The sequence below is a fragment of the Roseivirga thermotolerans genome, from assembly GCF_014653175.1.
In the GTDB taxonomy this organism is placed as follows: Bacteria; Bacteroidota; Bacteroidia; order Cytophagales; family Cyclobacteriaceae; genus Roseivirga; species Roseivirga thermotolerans.
This window is the reverse complement of sequence record NZ_BNAG01000003.1, coordinates 478,110-497,646: the sequence shown is the minus strand read 5'-3', so window position 1 is coordinate 497,646 and position 19,537 is coordinate 478,110. Positions and strand designations below refer to the sequence as shown.

Here is a 19,537-nt window from a genome sequence, read left to right as displayed (position 1 = left end):
AATCCAATGACAAAAAAAGTCTTGATTACAGGAAGCAGTGGAAGAATTGGGAGAGCATTGCATTGGAAGTTAAGCCAAAAATATAAAACAGAAGGACTTGACTTATCTCCTTCATCGGCAACATCAATAATTGGAGATATTTGCGATTACGAAAATCTCTTAAAATCATTTGAAAACGTAGAAACTGTTTTTCATTCAGCAGCATTACATGCTCCACATGTAGCCTATAGTTCAGAAAAAAAATTCTATGAAATAAATGTTCATGCGACAGAAAATATTTGCAAAGCTGCCTTAGCTTGTGGCGTTTCACAAATTATTTTTACAAGTACCACAGCTTTATACGGATATGCGAGTCACGGAAAAGAAAAAGCCGTTTGGGTCAATGAACAAACAATTCCTGAACCAAAAACCATCTATCATAAAACCAAATTAGAGGCTGAAAAATTATTCAATCAATATGCAGGTGACAAACTAAAGGTCAGCATAATTAGGATGTCAAGATGTTTTCCGGAACCTGTTCAGAAAATGGCAGTTTATCGGCTGCACAGAGGAGTAGATTATAGAGATGTGGCAGATGCACATATACTTGCAAGCGAATCAAAGAAAACGAAAGAAATAGATACTTATGTGATATCGGGAAAGACTCCATTCTTAAAATCTGACCTTGAAGAATTGGCAAGGAATCCTGAAATTGTTATTCGGGAAAGACATCCACAACTGGCCAATGAATTCGATAAAAGAAAATGGAAATTTCCTAAATCAATCGACCGAGTTTATGACTCATCATATTCCGCCAAAGAAATAGGTTGGGAATCAAAAAAAGGAGCTCTTGATGTAATTGAGCAATTTGACAAAGAAGATTATGAGACTCTTCCATATTTAGAATAAAAAAAGAAATGAGGTATTACAATGGCTAAAACGGCAATTTGAGATACACGCCCATACTGCGTTTAGCAGAACCGTTAGTAGTAATTAATCCTTATGAAACACCACATTTTATTACTTTCAATATTCCTGTTGAGTTGTAGTTTGAGCAAGAATACCTCTGAAGAAATCAAAGAATCGATTCCAGAAGCAGAACCTGAAAGTTTAGCTATTGACACTGTCTTCCTAAATGAAGAAAATTCAGGGCGCAAAGAACAAACCAATAATGATGGACCTGAGCTCGTTAACAGCGATTGTATTTTTAATGATGACTATAAAAGCCTTACCTCTGAATGGTTAGAAGATCTATCAATTTCAGATTACATCTGGAAAGATGAACTCAACGGAGCGTTAATTCCGAACGAAAAGGATACCATATTTATATCGAAAGGCGGCTGTAATCATTTTGGTTACCTTGTTGAATTAAGGATGTATAATGATAACCTCTCCTTAGCTGATTCTTCGACAATAATTTCAAGAGCCAGTGAAATTGCCAACAGGTATCGTATGGATCACTATTCAAATATGATTCAAGAGGGCCGTTTAATCAGAATTAAAAATGAGGGGTCAAGTATCTGGTATGAGATTCCCGACAACGATGTGAATGACAATGTCTATTATAATGGTATAGAATTCAGAGTTGATGGACTTACAAAGGTTATATCCATATCAAAGTATATCAATTAACCAAAGAACTATCAGCAACACACCCTACACGCAATGCGGCCGGTGGTGCCAAATCTTCTGTGTTTCTATTGCTCCAAACGAGCTCTTCTTATTCAAAAAATAAATAAATTAAACACCTCTCTGCCAACAGGCAGGCAAACCACAGCTTTGGCTACCACCCGTGCTAGCTTGTCCCGGGTACTCCGGATCAATCATGCACTGCTAATAGCCAGAATGTTGGGACGTATAAAAAATTAAGCTTGGAATTAATCACTATTAAGACATTTGACAATTCGATTGAGGCTCATATGGTAAAGTCCAAACTTGAAAGCGAAAACATAATATGCTTTCTGTTTGACGAAAACATCGTTGGACTCAACCCTCTTTACAATGTAACTGTTGGCGGAATTAAATTAAAGATTAGTAAATCAGATATCGAAAAAGCAACAGAAGTCATTGAAGAGATCGAAAAATCTGCTCTAACAAATGACCAGGATGAAACGATCAAATGTGCTAAATGTGAGTCAGAAGATATTTATAGCGCATTTAAATCGATGAAAGGGACAAAGGGAGTATTATCTGCAATTATTTCTTTTCTGTTTATGGTATTTCCGATTTACTACAAGACTGTTTATAAATGTAAAAAATGCGGTAATGAATTTAAGTAAATACTACACCACAGCTTTGGCTACCACCCGTGCTAGCTTGTCCCGGGTACTCCAGATCAATCATGTACTACGCACAGCCGGGGCCATTGTGCTTCTTGCTAAAGAAGATAAAATAGGGTAATGAACTATACAGAAAAACTAGTAGCTGAGAAATCTTTAAAAGATGACATTCTATGCTACTGGCAAATGAAAGGAGATATTGATGAGGCCGTAGGTATTAATTCAAGGTACCTTCCCAAAGGACAGAATTTACTGATATTTAATTACGGCAGAGACATTGAATATATGGAAGCCACAAAGTTTATGTATTTGAACCCGAGGGTCATTATTGTTCCTGCATTTGCCACGAGTAGAATCATAAACCAAAAAGGTAAGATCGATTTATTTGGCATCTCATTTATAGGTGATGGGCTTTACAAATTAATGAGACTGCCTATGACTAAACTGGTAAACCACTTGACGGAAGATCTAAGGCAGAAATATGAAAACTTACATTCAGAGCTTGATGGATTAGACTTTCCTCAAAAAGCGATAGTGGCAGAAAAGTTCTTAACGGACAACATAAACCAAAATTTAAATAGCCCTCCCCTTCAACAAGCTATTAAAGCCATCCATCAGACAAAAGGCAAAATAACCATAGGTGATATTGCAAAGAAGGTTTATGTTTCAGAAAGGCAATTGCAACGGCTATTCAAAACACGGATAGGAATTTCCCCAAAAGTTTACTGTAAGATTATTCGTGTAAACAACTACATCGATTTCATACTGTCTAAAGATGAGTCGGTTAATTGGATGGAATTGGTAGTTGAGTATGACTACCACGATCAGCCCCACCTCATCAATGAAGTAAAATCAATTGCCAAACTCTCTCCCAAGAAGCTACAAAGCTACAGGGATACATTATACCACCGATATACCAACGAATGACAAGTCGAATTTCTACAGTTTCAGGTAAGAACCTAGCCGGATTTTTACCTGAAAAATGAAGCGATTATGCTTTACTCCAGTTCAACCACATCAGGAAACTCGTTTAAGGTTCTTGGCATTTTTTCTGGCCATACCATTCTCATATAACCTTTCTACCCTAGAAATACGGTTGGGCAGGTAATAGGTAGGCTTTCTGCCTTCCGTTCGATACCATCAATGCTGTTGAAATCAACACGCCCCCTTTGTTTACGAGTTTCGTTGGAGCAGTCAATATTCAAAAGGAGTTCAATTTCGTCCGATTCTAAATTACCGGTAATTGAAAAACGGCTCCGGTATTAGTCATTCAGGCGGAACAATTCTAATGAGCTGATATCTGCTAAAGATGGTTGAAGATGATTTCTGGCTCAAACCGCAGTGTAGCAGGTAAGTGGTCGTATTTCTACAATTATATTCTGGCAATAGAATGGAGATTTGCATAAAAAAATGAAGCATATACTCTTAACACTAGCTCTTATTGTCATGTATAAATCTTCAAATGCCCAGAATTGGCTGAATACTACAGAATACCCTTTTCATTCTAACTACCTCACCACAGAACACGGTAAACTACATTTTATTGACGAAGGCAAAGGCGAGGTCATTCTGTTTGTTCATGGAACACCAACCTGGTCTTTTTTATACCGAAATTACATCAAGGCTTTGTCTGGTACTTATAGATGCATTGCACTAGACCATATTGGATTTGGTTTATCAGACAAGCCCAAAAACTTTGCTGGCACACCACAAGAACACGCTAAAAACCTAAATCTGCTCATTGAGCATTTAAACCTAAAGAACATAACGTTGGTCGTTCATGATTTTGGTGGCCCCATTGGGTTGGCTTACGCCATAGCTAATCCCGAAAATGTGAAGAGAATAGTGATGTTCAATACATGGCTTTGGGAAACAGAAAATGATAAAGACGCTCAAAAGATCAATAAAATTCTTCACAGTTGGTTGGGCAATTATCTATACCTAAATACCAACTTTTCACCCTCAGTTTTACTCAAAAAAGCATTTTACAACAAAAAGCATTTGAGTAAAAACATTCATAAGCAATACAAAAAACCATTCCCCAATAAAGGTAGCCGGTATGGTTTGCTCAACATAGGCAAATCGTTGATTGGCTCTTCAGATTGGTATGGCCAACTCTGGAAACAAGCTGATGCAATAAAAGACAAACCTGTATTAATTCTTTGGGGTGAAAAAGACGACTTCATTAAAAAGGATAACCTGGAGAAATGGAAAAGCTTCTTTTCAAAGGATTCGACCTATGCATTTGAAGCGGGACATTTTGTTCAGGAAGAGAAAACTGAAGAGACAATTGAGACAATAAACAACTGGTTGAAAAATTCATCAATTAGATAAAGTAATAGCTATGGGAAGAATAAATCTCCTTTTGGCAGATAACCCTATTGCAGGCTTTCTCCTATTGACCTTTATTATCTCACTCATATCATTGGTGTTGATGTTAAATGTTTCAGGTGCCCACACACCTGAATCTTCCATTGGTTTGCCCATTTGGCTCATTGCCATTTGGAGTCCGAATATCGCTGCTATCATAATCTGGTCGGTAAAGAAGGAGCTGCTTTCAAAATTGCAAACGTCCTTTTCCATCCCTGATTTTTCATGGTGGCAATGTGTTTCATTGCTTCCTCTTGTAATTGCCGGAGCCATTCTAATCTTGGAGTTACAAAGAGGACACGTCATCCAATGGTCGAATTTTGAACTGAAATTCCTAATTCCTCTCTTGCTTATAAACTTGTTTTTGGGACCATTAGGAGAGGAATTAGGCTGGAGAGGCTTGCTTTATCCTGAAATCAAAACCAACTATGGGTGGATGGCAAGTGCTTTAATCGTAGGAGCAATATGGTCGCTATGGCATGCACCCTTATGGCTTCTTGATTCTCCGCAATCCAAAATTCCTTTTTGGGCTTTTTCCTTAAATGTTGTCCTGTTGAGCATGCTTATGGGCATTATTTATAATCACTCACAAGGTTCCATTATAGCGATAGTCATACTTCATTTAACCTTTAATGTAAGCCTTGGGATTATTGATGTTTTGGGATCTCATCAACCCGGAGAATTTGTCATTAAGAGTCTGTATTTCTACGTTCCGCTGGTTCTAATTTTAGTGGGTATTCATGAGGTTACCGGCTCACATACTTGTAGAATACAATAAAATGGACGTACAAATGAATTTAAAAGGATAGAAACTATGCCAGTAGTGGCAAAAAACGCACAAAAACTCGACATTGTTTAAGTGCAATAGTGGGAGGAGCACTAGATATAAGAGCATAATCATAAAAATCAAAGATTGGTGCTAACACACAGTTTAGTGGTTTAAAATCCACTACTGACCATCTACGAGAGTATTGGCAGTACTAAGGGCTTACAAAATGAATAATAGGGTTACTCATTTAGATCGCATTTGTTAAATCCAGTATACTAGCCACAAGCGGTGTCCTCACAGCGTCTATTAACAGCCATTTGTGAAGACACAAATGGAGGCAAGGTTCAGAAATATACTGCTTGCGACTTAAGTAAATAAAGACTTACAAAATGAATAAATACTTAATCTTTGCTTTAATCCTATTGGCTTCCTGCTCAAATTCTCAATCACAAAAAAATAAAACAGCCATCCGGAATGAGTACCCTGAGAATTATGGGTTTGATTCCGAAATACTGAGCCAGCTAGTGAAAACCATTAGAGATGAAAATCTCAATGTTAATAGTGTGTACATTCAAAGAAATAATGCCCCGGTTTTAGATGCACATTTCTACCCTCAAAAAGCGGAATATTTGCATGATGTAGCTTCCATTACCAAAAGTATTACCTCCATACTGGTAGGAATTGCCATTGACAAAGGCTTTATAACAAGTGTTGAACAAACAGTAGCTGATTTCTTTCCGAACAACCCCTCTCTTTTTGATTCAGAACGCAAAAAGGAAATAACAATAGCGCATCTTTTAACAATGACATCCGGTATTTGCTCCAATTTTTCACAGGGTGAAAATATGCGTGACATCATTAAATCAAGTGATTTCCCTCTTAAAGACATTTTTGCATCAACTCTAACTAATCCACCCGGAGAAAAATTTGTCTATTGCTCGGTAGGTGTTCAGTTACTTTCGATGATCATCGAAGAAACTTCGGGAATGACAATGGAGCAGCTGGCAAAAGAGTACTTATTCAGCCCACTGGAAATTGAGAATTACAAGTTTGGAACCGATTTAAGTGGTTTTACCAATGCATCGGGAGATATATATTTAACTGCGGTTGATCTGGCAAAAATTGGGCAACTTGTTTTGAATAAGGGATCTTACAACGGAAAACAAATTGTCAGCACGAAATGGATCGAAGAATCAATCACACCAAAAGTGGCACTAAGCAATGAGGAGTCTTATGGCTATTTATGGTGGTTGCGAGAAGATTTAGGAGGCCTTATTGAAGCGCAGGGAAGAGGTGGTCAACGCTTAATTATTTTACCTGAAAAACAAATTGTCATTGTAATGTATGGAACAGGATTCGAACCTGGCCAACTAGGATCATATATTGTGAATGCATTAAAGTCTGACGCCCAAATAACAGCAAATGAGCAGGGATATCAACTCCTTAAAGAAGAATTGGCAAGGGCTAAAAAACCTACTTTAGAAGACGATACGGTCTATATACCGCCTTTGGCAAGTGAGCTATGTGCCAGAACCTATGTATTCGACAATAACAACATTGGGTTTAGTCATTTTAGGTTATGTGCAAAAGATCCTGATACAGCCTATGTGCTTTTAGGATTGAACATAACAAAGTCGAATGAGGTTGGAGACCGAAAAGTCCCTATTGGACTGAAAGGGACTTATAAAATTTCTAATGCAACTCGTTTTAAAACACCTATGGCTGCAAAAGCACAATGGATTGATAGTAATACCATTGTCATAGATTACAACGAGTTCTCAAATGCACACAAATACCAAATGACCATTCGTTTCGATGGAGATAACGCTACCTTCGAGATGATCGATGAAGCCGACTATGGAAACGGAATCAAATTATCTGCATCGAAGAAATAACTACCACGAACAAGGTGTATGGTGTATTCCCTACCAGATACACCAATCAGAGCATTACTAAAACCAAACAACCATGGAACGAAGCACTACCAAATTCATTACGTTTACAGCAATCTGTTCCTTTCTTGGAGCATTGACAACTGCATTTCTAATATTTGTCCCCAGCGTCAATTCTCAAGGTCTTGAGGCGGGGGCTATGCTCCATTCAAATACGCTCTATTTGTCAAAATTGTGGGTACTTTTTGTGCATCCGCAAGTGAATTTTATTGCCTTTCTGGGAGTGGCCTATTTGTTATATAAAAAACATCAGTTATTGGTCATTTTAGGAACTCTGGGCTTATCTGTTTGGGCTTATACTGAAATGTCGCAACAGGCACTATTAATTGATGCTCTCAATCAATTTTGGAGACCGGGTTATCTTGAAGCAACTTCTTCTGTTGATAAGGAAATGTATAGGTCATTGATTATAGGAAGCAGTGCCCTCTCCGATAGCAAGTATTTCTTGGTGATTTACAGTTTTGGGTTGGGTTCCTTGTTATTTGGATTTGCTTTCAATAGTGAAAGTGGTTTGGGGAAATTGATTTCTGCCTCTCTGATTTTTATTGGAATTCTAAGCCTTGGTTCTTTCGCTCGGTTTTACCTGGGGCTTACACAAATTAACGAAGTAGTTGATTGGCTGTACCAACAGGTTTACAGCTACTTGCAACCGGCAATAAGAGTTGTTATAGGACTGTGGTTATTGATGAAACTAAAAAAGGAGAATTCAACAAGAATAGAGGTAACTTGAGCCATGCCCTACTAGCCAATTACTAGTCATTGTCCACAACAAGAGTTTAAAGATAATTTTGTGCCAACTATTGAGATTGTATCGATCAATTCTAAACAACTGAACATCAATCAGTTCAATTTCAAACTCGCAATTCGTGAAGAACATAAACTTGAAAGTGATCGTGGACTCTTCTACGACTTTCTGCTGAAAAACGAAGGAACAATTCTACACTTGGGTAATCCTGAATTTGTTGAAGGCTCCAAAGGAGGATTCTTTGCAGGTGAGCTGATCAACTGGGACTATGAACCAAAGAATATTGTCATACCCCATGTTGAAGACCAACTTCGTGGAGCAAACCAGCAGGTGCGATTTCAGTTCTTGCCTGAATTCAAAGATCAAATTGATCAACTCCTGAATATTGCACTAAGGAACTCACCCGTAAGCAAAGTCTTTTTTTTAACTGACTACCAATTTGGTCCATATAAGGCGAACTACGAACAAAATTTTCTAATCAACGACCTTTGGGAGCAACACGATTCAAACGGGCTAATCTGGAACACCCTTTACGAAATCTATGGTAAATAATACGGTGGGTAACAGTCGCTAGCAAGAACTCAGAGTCACCAAATTATGGCGGACAGAAAAGAGCCTTTAAAAGCTCCCCGATCCTATACGAGCCATTGAGTTTACAAAGTTTAAGGCTTACTTACTTAAATCGCCTGGCCAATGCTTCTACGCTATGTCACCATTTTATATCCTCACAAATAACTCATTTAAAGAGCATAGACACAGACATTCTGTTTCCCTTTGGTTAAGAGTCACCCAAACGACTGAAGCTAGATACTTAAACGTTGGGTATCATTGAAGAGAGGAAATGCAAGTGCATTCAAAAATCGGCAAAAAGCTTCGCGAAGATTTCACCGCTACACCAACGGACGCGAAGTAAGCTCAAGAATGGTGATCTCAGGGTAAATACCAATTCGGCCGGGAAATCCCAGAAATCCAAACCCCCGATTCACATACAAATATTGGTTACCCTCCTGGTATAAATCGGCCCATTGTTTATAAATGTATTTCGAAGGGCTCCATCGAAAATCTCCTATTTCTACCCCTAGTTGCATGCCATGTGTATGGCCGGCAAACATCAGGTCAATATCGGGTTGCTCAGTTCTCACCTGAGCGTCCCAATGGCTTGGATCATGCGAAAGAAGTAATTTTACATCGCCTTCAGCGTGGCGGGCAGCTTCTTCAAGGTTACCATACTTGGCAAATCGGCCGGCTCCCCAGTTCTCAACGCCAATCACAGCTAGCTGGTCAGTTCCCATCCTCAACACCTCGTGTTCGTTCATTAACAACCTCCACCCCATGCGCTCATGTACCTTAATCATCTCCTGCAAATTTCGGGCTTTAGCCATTGGCGAAGACCAGGCCTTATAGTCACCATAGTCATGATTACCCAGGGTAGAAAACACTCCCAAATCGGCTTTTAGTCGGGAAAATAAGTCTACATACTGAGCAACCTCACGAGTTTCATTGTTCACCAGATCTCCGGTAAAAAATATGGCATCGGGTTTTTCCTTAAGCAGTAAATCAATGCCACCTTCTACGGCTGTTTTATCAAAGAAACTTCCGCTATGAATATCAGAAAGCTGGCCAATCTTTATCCCTTCGAAAGCTTTGGGTAAATTGGGTAGGAACACCCTCCTTCTTCTCACCCGGTAGTCGTAAGCTCCTTTTACTATGCCAAAACTCATGGTAACTACGGGCAGGGTGGCCACCACCACGGCCGAACGAGCAAGAAATTTTGATCGGGGCATTTTTTGTCCGCTAGCCACACGTTTTTCATATCGCTTCTTGCGGCCTTCAAAAAACCAGCGGAGTACCCTTCTTATGTCATCGAAGAAAATAAAGAGTACGGCCAGCAGCTTGGCCATGTAGCTCATAAAGACAATCGAAAGCATGAACATAAAGCTTACGGCACCTGTTTGAATGAGCCAAAGACACACCGCCAGCCCCAGCATAACAATGGCCTGAGCCAGGTAGATGTACCGTACCACACGTTTGGCAGCGGGCTTCCAGGAGTCAATAAGGGTCTTGGTAGCCTGATAGGCATAAAAATCCAGCCAGGCCAAAAAAACAATTAAAAGTAGAAGGGCTAAAGGGTTTGGTCGCATTCGTTTTGTCTAACTGCCAAAGAAGTGGTATAGTTCAGATAAATTCTATCAAATCAAACATTAAAATAAGGAATAAAAAAAGACTCCCCCGACCTCTCGGGGGAGCCACCAAATCAACCTTAACTATGAATGACTCCCTAACTTGGGAATCTAATCACCACGTTATCTTTAAGAACAAACATCAGGCCAAAACTTCTTTTTTATCGCCCGAATGATCACTCATATCTAAAACGGAAACATCTCCCCTCCATTTAGCAATCCTGTACATTACCTTATCGGCAATGAGGTAGGCGGTTGGCACTATAATGAGGGTAAAGAAAGTAGCAAACGTAAGACCGAATATAATCGTCCAGGACATTGGGCCCCAGAAGACTACGTTATCTCCTCCTATGTAGAAGTCGGCATTGTAGTTTGCAAATGCGCCAATAAAATCAATGTTTAAACCTATAGCCAACGGAACCAGACCTAAGATGGTGGTAATGGCCGTGAGCAATACCGGACGCAGCCTTGTTTTACCGGCAATAATTATGGAGTCGACAACCTCTTCCATAGGCAGCCTTCCATCTTCTTCATCAAGCCCCAACTCACGTCTCTTTCTTTTTCTGGTCAACTCAATAAAGTCGATCAATACAATGGCATTGTTCACTACAACCCCTGCCAAGGCAATAATACCCACCATGGTCATAATTACCACAAAGTCCATATTAAAAGCTACCAGGCCGAGGAATACCCCCACCGTACTTAGCAATACGGAAATCATGATTATAAACGGAGCCGTAATTTTATTGAACTGCGAAACAATGATTAGGAAAATCATAAACACGGCAATCAACAATGCCTTGGAAAGGAAAGCCATGTTTTCGGCCTGTTCTTCCTGCTCTCCGGTAAAGGCATAGCTATAGCCATTGGGCATTGGAAAATCGGCCATGAGTTCTTTCAATTGGTTGTTAATTTCTGTGGGGTTATAACCTCCCAACACGTTGGAACTAAGCGTTACTACCCTATCGAGATCTTTTCGCTTAATAGAACCATAGGTTGAGCTGTAGCGCACATCGGCTACGGCAGAAATAGGCACCTGCACCAAACGACCACTGCTCTGGTCTCTAAACGTAATGTTCTTGTTAAGCAGAGCATCTATATCGTATCTGTAATCCTGATTCAACCGAACATTAATCTCGTAGCTATCTTCTCCCTCTTTGTATTTCGATACCTCTTTACCAAAAAGAGCCGTACGGATTTCATTGGCTACAGAATAGGTACTGAGTCCAAACCTGCGAGCATTGTCTCTGTCTATTTCAATAACCAACTCGGGCTTACCCAACTCAAGAGAACTCTTAAGTTGCTCAATCCCCTCAATTCCGGACTCATCGATGCGCTGTTTAACGCGCTCGCCAAGACTAATCAGGGTTTCCAAATCTTCACCAATTATCTCCAGGTTAATGGGCTTTCCCGTTGGAGGACCGGCAGCATCCTTGTCTACAGTTAGGGTTACTCCAGGCTCCAGTTTTACCTGCTCGCGAATGGCCTCCATTACATCTTTCGTATTCAGGTCGCCACGCAGCTTACTTTCAATAAAGTTCACCGTAATCCGTGCCTTGTGAGGCTCTTCAGACTGACCTACGGCCGTTGGGTCGTTGGGGTCGGCCGCTCCTTGCGACACGTTGGTGGTAACTGACTCTACAATAGACTCGTAGGGCTTAATAATTTCTAGCACCTGCTCTTCTATGTTTTGGGCAAATGTGTTGGTTTTCTCAATGTCAGTACCAACCGGAAACTCCACAAACACATTGACATAGCGCGGCTCGTTCTCAGGGAAGAAAATAACATTGGGCGTGTTGGTGGCAAAAATGCCCAGTGAGAGAAACAGCAAACCAAAGGCTCCACCCAGGTAGAGGAACGGATGTCTTACGGCCGATTTCAATATTTTCTCATAGCGATTCTCCAAAGCCGGCAACACAGTAGCCTGAAACTTTCTGGACAATGGCCCCAACACATAGACATTGAGAAGTGTAATTACTCCTATGAGCATGAGCAGGTTGCCAAACATTATGAGCTCCAAACCAAGGGCAAACACTGCTCCCACTACAATAGCAATGGTCGATCTTATAATCACTTTTTTGTTGTCGATCACTCTGGTTCCATCCACCCGCATAAATGAAGCAATGAACACAGGGTTAATAACCAGGGCCACGAATAGTGAAGACCCCAGGGTGATCATGAGTGTTAGCGGCAAGTAGAGCATAAACTCTCCGATTATGCCCGGCCAGAAAGCCAGTGGCACAAAGGCCGCAAGAGTAGTAGCTGTTGAAGAAATAATAGGCAAGGCCACTTCTCCAACTCCACGTCTGGTCGCAGCCATTGGGCTCAATCCCTCCTCCATCAGACGGTATACGTTTTCAACCACCACAATACCGTTGTCTACGAGCATACCCAAAGCCATAATGAGGGCAAAAAGAGTCATAGTGTTAATGGTGATGCCCGAAAGCCCAAGAATCATTAACGCCATGAACATAGACAACGGAATGGCCATACCCACAAACAGAGAGTTTCTGGTACCCAAGAAGAACAGCAGTACCGTAACTACGAGAATTACTCCAAAAATAATGTTGTTACCTAAAGAGCTTACCTGCTCACGAGTGTCTTTAGACTGATCGTTGGTAATGGTCACTTTAACACTTTCAGGTATGGCTCCTTTGTCGCGGCTCTCCTGAATCAGGTTCATGATTTTGTCGGTGGCCACCAATAGGTTTTCGCCACTTCGTTTCATCACGTCTATTTTCACTACCGGGTTCAGATCCAAACGAGCATAGTTCTGCTTGTCTTTGTAACCGAACTCTACGGTGGCTACATCTTTCAGATAGACTATGTTACCATCTTCATTGCTAATGATAACTTCTTCAAGCTGGCTGGGGTCATCAAACTCTCCCACCACCCGTACGTTTCTTCTTAAGCCATCCTGAATCACGTTTCCTCCCGAAAGGGTCACGTTCTCAGCCGAAATAGCATTCTCAATGTCTTGAAAAGTTACCTTTCTGGCTTCTAGTTTAAACGGGTCTACTTTTATTTCAACTTCCTTCTCATCTACCCCAACAATATTGACTTTCGATACTTCAGGAAATTTCTCGATTTCATCTTCCAGATACTCAGCAATATCATTCAGCTCATCGAGAGTTTTGCTGGGATCGGTAAGGTTAATATTAAGTATGGGGAAGTTCTCTGAAAAGCTAAACTTAATTACTTCCGGGTCGCTTTTCAGATCGCTTGGCAATTCGGATTTGGCACGGTCTACCGCGTCTTTCACATCAATTACCGCCTCATCTACATCTATTCCAACCTGAAACTCAATAACAATAGCTGAGTAGTCTTGAACAGAAGTAGATTGAATGTTATCAACCCCTTCTATGGTGTTGATCTCCTTCTCCAACTCACGGGTAATGAGGCTCTCCATATCTTCGGGAGAGTTACCGGGGTGTACGGTACTTACATAAACTGTTGGCTGTTCTACCTCCGGAAAATTCTCTTTGGGTAGGGTAATGTAGGAATATATACCTGCTACAGTAATTAGTAAGGTCAGCACATAAACGGTGATCTTATTGCGCAGAGAGAGGGAGGTGAGCCCAAACTCTTTATCTACAATTTTTTGTTTATCATCTGCCATAATGGTGATTTCTTAAGTGTGATTAGTTTTGAACACTAACAATGGTGCCATCGGCAATACTTCTGTTGCCTTTGTCTACGATGGTCTCTCCACCATTTAGTCCGGCCAAAACTTCTGACTTACCATCATAGGTTTTGCCTAAGGTCACATGAATTTTCTCGGCCTTCTTTCCATTGACTTTGTATACAAAGTTGCCTTCAAAGTCTTCTTGTATAATTCTGGATGGAATAACCACAGCTTCGTCTACTTGATAGTCTGTGAGTTGAACAATGGCTACGAGGTTAGTTTTTAGGTATTCGGCCACGTTAGGCAGTTTTACTTCTACGGTAAAAGTTCTGCTGGCCTGGTTGATTACACTACCTACTGTGCTTATGGTGCTTTCGAACTCTGCTCCTAAAGCCGGAAGGCTTACTTTGACCTTATCTCCTCTCTTAAACTTTCCAATGTAGGCCTCAGATACTTCAGCCGTAATGTACATATTCTGGTTGCTTACCAAAAAAGCAATGGGAGTGCCCGGTTGCACCACCTGACCTGCACTGGCCGGAACTTGCTCTATAGTGCCTGAAAACGGTGCTTTAATTTTGGTCTTTTCCAACTGAGTTTGTAAAGTAGCCAAAGACTTCTCCAACGACTCTTTGTTGTTCTTGGCCTGCAAATAGTCTATTTCGGTACCAATATTTTGCTTCCACAAGCGGTCTCTTTTTTCGAAAACGGTGGTCGCAAACTCCAACTGATTCTTTACCTCCTCAATGTTCTTCTCAAGAGTTTCAGAATCGATGGTTGCCAAAACCTGGCCTTTGTTTACATACTGTCCTTCAACCACATTTACAGCGGTAAGCTGTCCCATGGTTTCGGCACTAATGAACACATTGGTTCTTGACTGCACATTGCCTCTAACTTCAATTTTATGACTGAAGTCTTCTTTGTTGGCTACCACAGTAGTAATAAGGGTAGCGTTTTCTTTTACCTTACCAAACTCAGGGTCTTGAGCAGCTATCTCCTTTTCCAGTGTAGCTACTTCATTTTGTAAGGCCTTAATTTCTTCTTTGGCAGCATTGAGGCGTTCTTTTTTATCTTCAAGTGTGCCTTCACCCTGCCCACAGCTCGCTACTAATACAGCGGCCATGATAAAAAGTGTAGAGATTCTTAACGATTTCATTGCTTAATTTTTTCTTGGTTGTTGTTAGTTGAGTTTGCCCAGGGCTTTGTCTAAATCAATTTTTGCCACAATGGCGTCATATAAGGCGGTGAGGTAGTTGACCTCGGCCACTTTGTAAGATTGTTCTGCATCTATGAGCTCAAGGTTAGAACCAACACCTGCAGTATATTTTGCACGTGTAACTTCCACTACCTCCTGGGCTAGTTCCAGATTATCTTCCTGAACCGCCAGCCTTTCGAGGTTTACATCGAGAGCCATTTTTGAGTTTATAAGTTGCTGTCTAAGACTATTGGATAGCAGCGACTGCTGATAGTTGAGCGTTTCTAGCTGATACTTCTTGCGCTCCACCGTATACTTCTTTCTGAGTCCGTCAAACACCGGAATACTAATATTGAGTCCAATATTGGAGTTGGTAAACCATTGTCGGTTTTCGTTCCAAAGGTTGCCAAACTGATCGTTTCCGGTATTTCTTCCCCAGGCGGCTGTAAAACTCACTTTAGGAATGTATTGAGAATAGGTATTCTTAATGTCTAGCTCTGCCAAACGTTTCAGAAACTCTACTTGCTGTAGTTCCAGCCGATCGCCTACCGAGAAAGCATCTACCTCAGAAGCCGAATACTCAAAATCAAAATTATCGAGCTCTTCCGATAGTGTAATTGGAGTTTCTACCGGCATTCCCATGGCAAACTTGAGTAGATTTTTGCTTGCCAATATGGCCTGATCTACTCCGCTGCGTTCGGCCTTCAGGTTATTGAGCTGTACCTGAATTCTGCTCACATCAATTTTCTCAGCAAACCCATTTTCATACAAAGCTCTGGTTTCTCTCAGGGTAGAATCGAGCGTGGCAATATTGGCTTCAATCAGGTTGGTTCGAACCTGATTGACCAGCACCAGATAATAGGCTTTTGTAACCTGCTCAATTACATCTTCCCGAACCTTGAGTTCGTCTACCACAACCTTCTCGCGAAGGGTTTTAGCAGCTTTGAGGCCGATAAAAAAGGAGCCATCCCAGATCATCTGAGAGGCATTTACTCCAAACTGCCCCTGGTGTTGAACACCAAAGCGAATGGCTGCAGTGGCACCTTCAGGAGCATTGGGATCGAACACATTGGCCGGTACAATGTTTACCGGAATTTGCGTATTGTTCGTATAGCCAAAATTGGCATTGATTTGTGGCAGACCATCGGCACGTGTTTCACCCACCTGGGCCTCCGCATCGCTGGTATTTACCATCGCAATTTTCAAATTCTCATTGTTTTGCAGCGCATATTGAATGGCCTCTTCAAGAGAAAATGATTCCTGAGCGCTTACGGAAACTGCCGTAAGAAGCATCAGTAGTAAAGCGCTTACTCTCTTAACTGAGCGTTTCATTTGATTTGAGTTTTGCTGTTGTGTACTGGTTAAAAAGTTGATAACCTGCAGGGGTGAACAGGCCGTGCACGAAATGATCGAACAACTGCATTTGCACCTCTGCAAGGGTGTATTTCTCTTTTGGATAAAGATTCTGGTTAATAATAAATGTGTGTACCTGCTCCATGCGCATTATAGAAATTAGGTGTGGGTCTATCTCTTTCCTGAAATACCCCTCTTCCTGACCTTTTATAATTACCCGGGTAATGGAACAAAGCATGGTATTGCGTTTAAAGTTTTCAAACATTTTCCAGGCTTCCGGATAAAACTTCTGCAGGTCGTTGAGCACGTTCATACGCATGTCTTTGATAGACTCGCGCAGGCATTGAGAAATAAGTATAAGTTCATGCACACTGTTCTCGCTTCTTAGTTCGGTAGATTCGAACCGAGACTTCTCAATATCCAGATGCAGGGCTGTTATGGTATTTACCAGGTCTTTCTTATCCTTAAAATATTGGTAAATGGTCTTTTTCGAAATGCCGAGATCTCTGGAGATATCGTCCATTGTTACCGTACGAATACCGTACATTAACATGAGTTCTCCGGCCTTTTCTACAATCTTATCTCTTACTTCCATGGTTTGATACTAGGGAAACTTTAAGGTTACCCAAAGTTTCCAACTTCCTGATAGACGCACATAACCAGTAAATGGTTCAAGGGATTTTCACTTTTTTTCAAAATTTTTCTTTGCAAACGATTTACTACACCAAATAAAATTCTTCTTAACTGGTTACTAAATCGTCATTCAGATTACACAAATACAGTTTTTCAATAGGCATCAACCTCCAAAATCCCCTTTGTAAAAATTTTATTGGGTTATGTTTTTTTTTCTGACATCCGGACAAATCTTCATTTGACGAGCGAAGCGTGCCCGTCTTCGGGGACAAAACCGATCGTAATTTTTGGTATTTGGAAAGTGGTTTTGCCATAAGCCGGAAACTTCCGAACTTTATTTTATGAGACGATCAGCTTTTTACGGCATGCTATTTACATTTTTATGTCTTCCCGGCCTTTATGGTCAGTATGTATATCCTGAGCGGTTTGAAAACTGCTACCTGGACGAGTTTAAGTATGAGGAAACCAGAATAATTGCTGAAATAGACAATGAAAAACTCAAATCGGTGATTACCTCCGGTTGGGACTATAAAATGCTTAAAAAAGCAGAAGGTTTTCTGGGCTTGCAAATTCTCGTAGACCGCAAGGGTGGGTCGTGCCTAATGAGTGTTAGAAACGACACCAATATGAAGCTTAAAAAAATGAATCTGGAAGCTAATGTGAATGAAAACCTGAAGTGGAAGGGTCAATCGGATAAAATTTCGGCCATCGTTCTCTTAGAATTTAAAGATGGAGAAATTGTTGTGAAACGACTGGGCACTACTGATATGCGCAACTTGGTAGAGATTCATTGAAGCACTGCTATGTAATGAACCATTAGCTCATGATCATATAGTTGCGGGCAACCTCCGAAAACTCTTCCAACTGATCATCAATCCATTCATCGTCTTTCCCCAGTTCGGCAGCCATAATAGCAGCTACCTGAGGAGCCACTCTTAAGCTCTCTCTGGCATTTAGAAAAAGTCCTCTCACTCGTCTTGCCAGCATATCTTCCAGTGTTCTGGCCATTTCGTTGCGCACTGCCCACACCACCTGCGATTTTCTCAGGGGCAAGTCTTCACTGAGTACTTCGGCCAGGGTCGGGTCTTCTTCCTCCATCTCTAAAAGCGAATATTTTTCTATGCCATAAACAGCCAGAGGGTCTGAGGTAATATCCAGGTTCTTATCGTAACCATAGACAGGCAGGTTATAGGTTATACATTTACGCTCGGGCAGGGCTCCAATAAGTATGGCATTGTCTACAGTGTCTTCGGCCATTTTTCTGTAGGTGGTCCACTTGCCCCCAATAATCGTAATAAGCCCCGACTGCGAAATCATGACTTTGTGATGCCTCGAAATCTCTTTGGTCGACTTGCCCTCCCCTTCGGGTTTGGCGAGTGGGCGCAGGCCGGAAAACACGCTCAACACATCGGCACGGGTAGGCTGTTTTAACAAATACTGCCCTGCGGTTTCCAAAATAAAGTCTATTTCACTATCCAGAGCCTTAGGCTCCAACTCAGGCTTTTCGCGCATGGTATCGGTAGTTCCCAACACCACCTTATCGTGCCAGGGCACGGCAAACATTACCCTCCCATCTTTGGTTTGTGGAACCATAATGGCATACTTATCGGGCAAAAATTCCTTACTCACCACCAAATGAATACCCTGGCTGGGCTGAATCATGTCTTTCACTTCAGGCTCATCCATTTTTTTCACCTTATCGGCAAAAACACCTGTAGCATTAATAACTGCCCGGGCCTTTATGGCGTGAACTTTACCCGTTTCCTGATCTTTGGCTTTTACACCGCAAATTATCCCTTCTTCATTTTTAATAAGGTCTATCACGGGAAAGTAATTGAGTACTACACCATTGAACTGACGGGCTGTTTTGGCCAGGGAAAGAGCCATTCGGGCATCATCGAACTGGCCATCGTAATAGACCACACCTCCCTTGAGGCCATGCTGCCCAATAGTGGGTATGTATTTTATAGTTTCTTCTTTAGAAAGCTTTTTTGAAGAACCAATGCCTAATTTGCCGGACATCAGGTCGTAAACCTTCAAACCTACCTGATAGAAGGGGCCGTCCCACCACTCATAGTTGGGAATAACAAACGCCTGATTTTTGACCAGATGGGGAGCGTTTTTGATCATGAGTCCTCGTTCTTTCAGGGCTTCAAGCACCAACGAAATATCACCTTGTTGCAAATACCGAACCCCTCCATGCACCAACTTTGTACTTCGGCTCGATGTACCCTTGGCGAAGTCGTGCTGTTCCAGTAGTAGGGTTTTATACCCACGAGAAGCCGCATCTACCGCCACACCCAAGCCGGTAGCTCCACCGCCAATTACTACTATATCCCAGGGCTCCTTTTGTTTCTTGAGCCGCTTTACCATTTTCTCCCGTTTCATAATTGCCCTACTTTATATTCCAGCGATCTAACACCTAATGTCAAGAATTAAATTCCCCGCTAATCAAATTCG

At 41.3% G+C, this 19,537-nt stretch carries 17 protein-coding genes; 11 read left to right on the top strand and 6 right to left on the bottom strand.

Translation table 11 applies throughout. The annotated features are described in order from the left end of the window. Positions 1 to 6 precede the first annotated feature (6 nt). The 10 genes from IE164_RS12195 (at position 7) to IE164_RS12155 (ending at position 8,646) form a co-directional block, all read left to right on the top strand. Entirely contained in the window at positions 7 to 888 is an 882-nt protein-coding gene (locus tag IE164_RS12195) for an NAD-dependent epimerase/dehydratase family protein (protein WP_189630510.1), read from the top strand. A gap of 93 nt (positions 889 to 981) precedes the next feature. Further along, the gene (locus tag IE164_RS12190) at positions 982 to 1,611 is read left to right on the top strand and encodes a hypothetical protein (RefSeq protein WP_189630509.1); all 630 of its coding nucleotides are present in this window, start codon (positions 982 to 984) and stop codon (positions 1,609 to 1,611) included. A 239-nt stretch (positions 1,612 to 1,850) separates the two neighbouring features. Then, the gene (locus IE164_RS12185; RefSeq protein ID WP_189630508.1) at positions 1,851 to 2,258 is read left to right on the top strand and encodes a putative signal transducing protein; all 408 of its coding nucleotides are present in this window, start codon (positions 1,851 to 1,853) and stop codon (positions 2,256 to 2,258) included. Continuing rightward, positions 2,245 to 2,379 carry a hypothetical protein gene (locus IE164_RS18575; RefSeq protein WP_262891753.1) on the top strand — a complete coding sequence of 45 codons (135 nt, stop codon included), beginning with the start codon at positions 2,245 to 2,247 and terminating at the stop codon, positions 2,377 to 2,379. Before IE164_RS12185 ends, IE164_RS18575 begins: the two co-directional genes overlap by 14 nt. Then, positions 2,379 to 3,185, top strand: coding sequence for a helix-turn-helix domain-containing protein (locus IE164_RS12180; RefSeq protein ID WP_189630507.1), 807 nt, complete (start codon positions 2,379 to 2,381; stop codon positions 3,183 to 3,185). Before IE164_RS18575 ends, IE164_RS12180 begins: the two co-directional genes overlap by 1 nt. A gap of 483 nt (positions 3,186 to 3,668) precedes the next feature. Further along, the gene (locus IE164_RS12175; protein ID WP_189630506.1) at positions 3,669 to 4,592 is read left to right on the top strand and encodes an alpha/beta fold hydrolase; all 924 of its coding nucleotides are present in this window, start codon (positions 3,669 to 3,671) and stop codon (positions 4,590 to 4,592) included. A gap of 64 nt (positions 4,593 to 4,656) precedes the next feature. After that, entirely contained in the window at positions 4,657 to 5,406 is a 750-nt protein-coding gene (locus tag IE164_RS12170; RefSeq protein ID WP_189630505.1) for a CPBP family intramembrane glutamic endopeptidase, read from the top strand. Between the two features lie 380 nt (positions 5,407 to 5,786). Continuing rightward, positions 5,787 to 7,292, top strand: a complete 1,506-nt coding sequence (locus tag IE164_RS12165) for a serine hydrolase domain-containing protein (RefSeq protein ID WP_189630504.1) — start codon at positions 5,787 to 5,789, stop codon at positions 7,290 to 7,292. Between the two features lie 220 nt (positions 7,293 to 7,512). After that, on the top strand, positions 7,513 to 8,079 hold the full coding sequence (locus IE164_RS12160) for a hypothetical protein (protein WP_189630503.1): 567 nt from the start codon (positions 7,513 to 7,515) through the stop codon (positions 8,077 to 8,079). 60 nt (positions 8,080 to 8,139) lie between these two features. Next, positions 8,140 to 8,646, top strand: coding sequence for a hypothetical protein (locus IE164_RS12155; protein ID WP_189630502.1), 507 nt, complete (start codon positions 8,140 to 8,142; stop codon positions 8,644 to 8,646). A 338-nt stretch (positions 8,647 to 8,984) separates the two neighbouring features. Here the strand turns inward: IE164_RS12155 and IE164_RS12150 are convergent, their stop codons facing one another. From IE164_RS12150 to IE164_RS12130, 5 genes are all read right to left on the bottom strand, one after another. Beyond that, a complete protein-coding gene (locus IE164_RS12150) occupies positions 8,985 to 10,235 on the bottom strand; it encodes a metallophosphoesterase (RefSeq protein ID WP_189630501.1) in 1,251 nt (416 codons plus the stop codon). A gap of 181 nt (positions 10,236 to 10,416) precedes the next feature. After that, positions 10,417 to 13,893, bottom strand: a complete 3,477-nt coding sequence (locus IE164_RS12145) for an efflux RND transporter permease subunit (protein WP_189630500.1) — start codon at positions 13,891 to 13,893, stop codon at positions 10,417 to 10,419. 22 nt (positions 13,894 to 13,915) lie between these two features. Beyond that, positions 13,916 to 15,052, bottom strand: a complete 1,137-nt coding sequence (locus IE164_RS12140) for an efflux RND transporter periplasmic adaptor subunit (RefSeq protein ID WP_189630499.1) — start codon at positions 15,050 to 15,052, stop codon at positions 13,916 to 13,918. A 24-nt stretch (positions 15,053 to 15,076) separates the two neighbouring features. Beyond that, complete coding sequence (locus tag IE164_RS12135; protein WP_189630498.1) at positions 15,077 to 16,423, bottom strand: TolC family protein; 1,347 nt, start codon at positions 16,421 to 16,423, stop codon at positions 15,077 to 15,079. Continuing rightward, the gene (locus tag IE164_RS12130; RefSeq protein WP_189630497.1) at positions 16,407 to 17,039 is read right to left on the bottom strand and encodes a TetR/AcrR family transcriptional regulator; all 633 of its coding nucleotides are present in this window, start codon (positions 17,037 to 17,039) and stop codon (positions 16,407 to 16,409) included. Before IE164_RS12130 ends, IE164_RS12135 begins: the two co-directional genes overlap by 17 nt. A 379-nt stretch (positions 17,040 to 17,418) precedes the next feature. Here IE164_RS12130 and IE164_RS12125 point away from each other — a divergent pair, with 379 nt between their 5' ends. Next, complete coding sequence (locus tag IE164_RS12125; protein ID WP_189630496.1) at positions 17,419 to 17,871, top strand: hypothetical protein; 453 nt, start codon at positions 17,419 to 17,421, stop codon at positions 17,869 to 17,871. A gap of 22 nt (positions 17,872 to 17,893) precedes the next feature. Here the strand turns inward: IE164_RS12125 and IE164_RS12120 are convergent, their stop codons facing one another. Further along, positions 17,894 to 19,465, bottom strand: coding sequence for a glycerol-3-phosphate dehydrogenase/oxidase (locus IE164_RS12120; RefSeq protein ID WP_189630495.1), 1,572 nt, complete (start codon positions 19,463 to 19,465; stop codon positions 17,894 to 17,896). Positions 19,466 to 19,537 lie beyond the last annotated feature (72 nt).

Excerpts from the sequence above, each read along its gene's own strand:
- IE164_RS12165 (WP_189630504.1), top strand. The coding sequence starts at position 5,787 with ATGAATAAATACTTAATCTTTGCTTTAATCCTATTGGCTTCCTGCTCA.
- IE164_RS12125 (WP_189630496.1), top strand. The coding sequence starts at position 17,419 with ATGAGACGATCAGCTTTTTACGGCATGCTATTTACATTTTTATGTCTT.
- IE164_RS18575 (WP_262891753.1), top strand. The coding sequence starts at position 2,245 with ATGAATTTAAGTAAATACTACACCACAGCTTTGGCTACCACCCGTGCT.
- IE164_RS12180 (WP_189630507.1), top strand. The coding sequence starts at position 2,379 with ATGAACTATACAGAAAAACTAGTAGCTGAGAAATCTTTAAAAGATGAC.
- IE164_RS12145 (WP_189630500.1), bottom strand. The coding sequence starts at position 13,893 with ATGGCAGATGATAAACAAAAAATTGTAGATAAAGAGTTTGGGCTCACC.
- IE164_RS12190 (WP_189630509.1), top strand. The coding sequence starts at position 982 with ATGAAACACCACATTTTATTACTTTCAATATTCCTGTTGAGTTGTAGT.
- IE164_RS12195 (WP_189630510.1), top strand. The coding sequence starts at position 7 with ATGACAAAAAAAGTCTTGATTACAGGAAGCAGTGGAAGAATTGGGAGA.
- IE164_RS12120 (WP_189630495.1), bottom strand. The coding sequence starts at position 19,465 with ATGAAACGGGAGAAAATGGTAAAGCGGCTCAAGAAACAAAAGGAGCCC.
- IE164_RS12175 (WP_189630506.1), top strand. The coding sequence starts at position 3,669 with ATGAAGCATATACTCTTAACACTAGCTCTTATTGTCATGTATAAATCT.
- IE164_RS12130 (WP_189630497.1), bottom strand. The coding sequence starts at position 17,039 with ATGGAAGTAAGAGATAAGATTGTAGAAAAGGCCGGAGAACTCATGTTA.
- IE164_RS12150 (WP_189630501.1), bottom strand. The coding sequence starts at position 10,235 with ATGCGACCAAACCCTTTAGCCCTTCTACTTTTAATTGTTTTTTTGGCC.
- IE164_RS12140 (WP_189630499.1), bottom strand. The coding sequence starts at position 15,052 with ATGAAATCGTTAAGAATCTCTACACTTTTTATCATGGCCGCTGTATTA.
- IE164_RS12135 (WP_189630498.1), bottom strand. The coding sequence starts at position 16,423 with ATGAAACGCTCAGTTAAGAGAGTAAGCGCTTTACTACTGATGCTTCTT.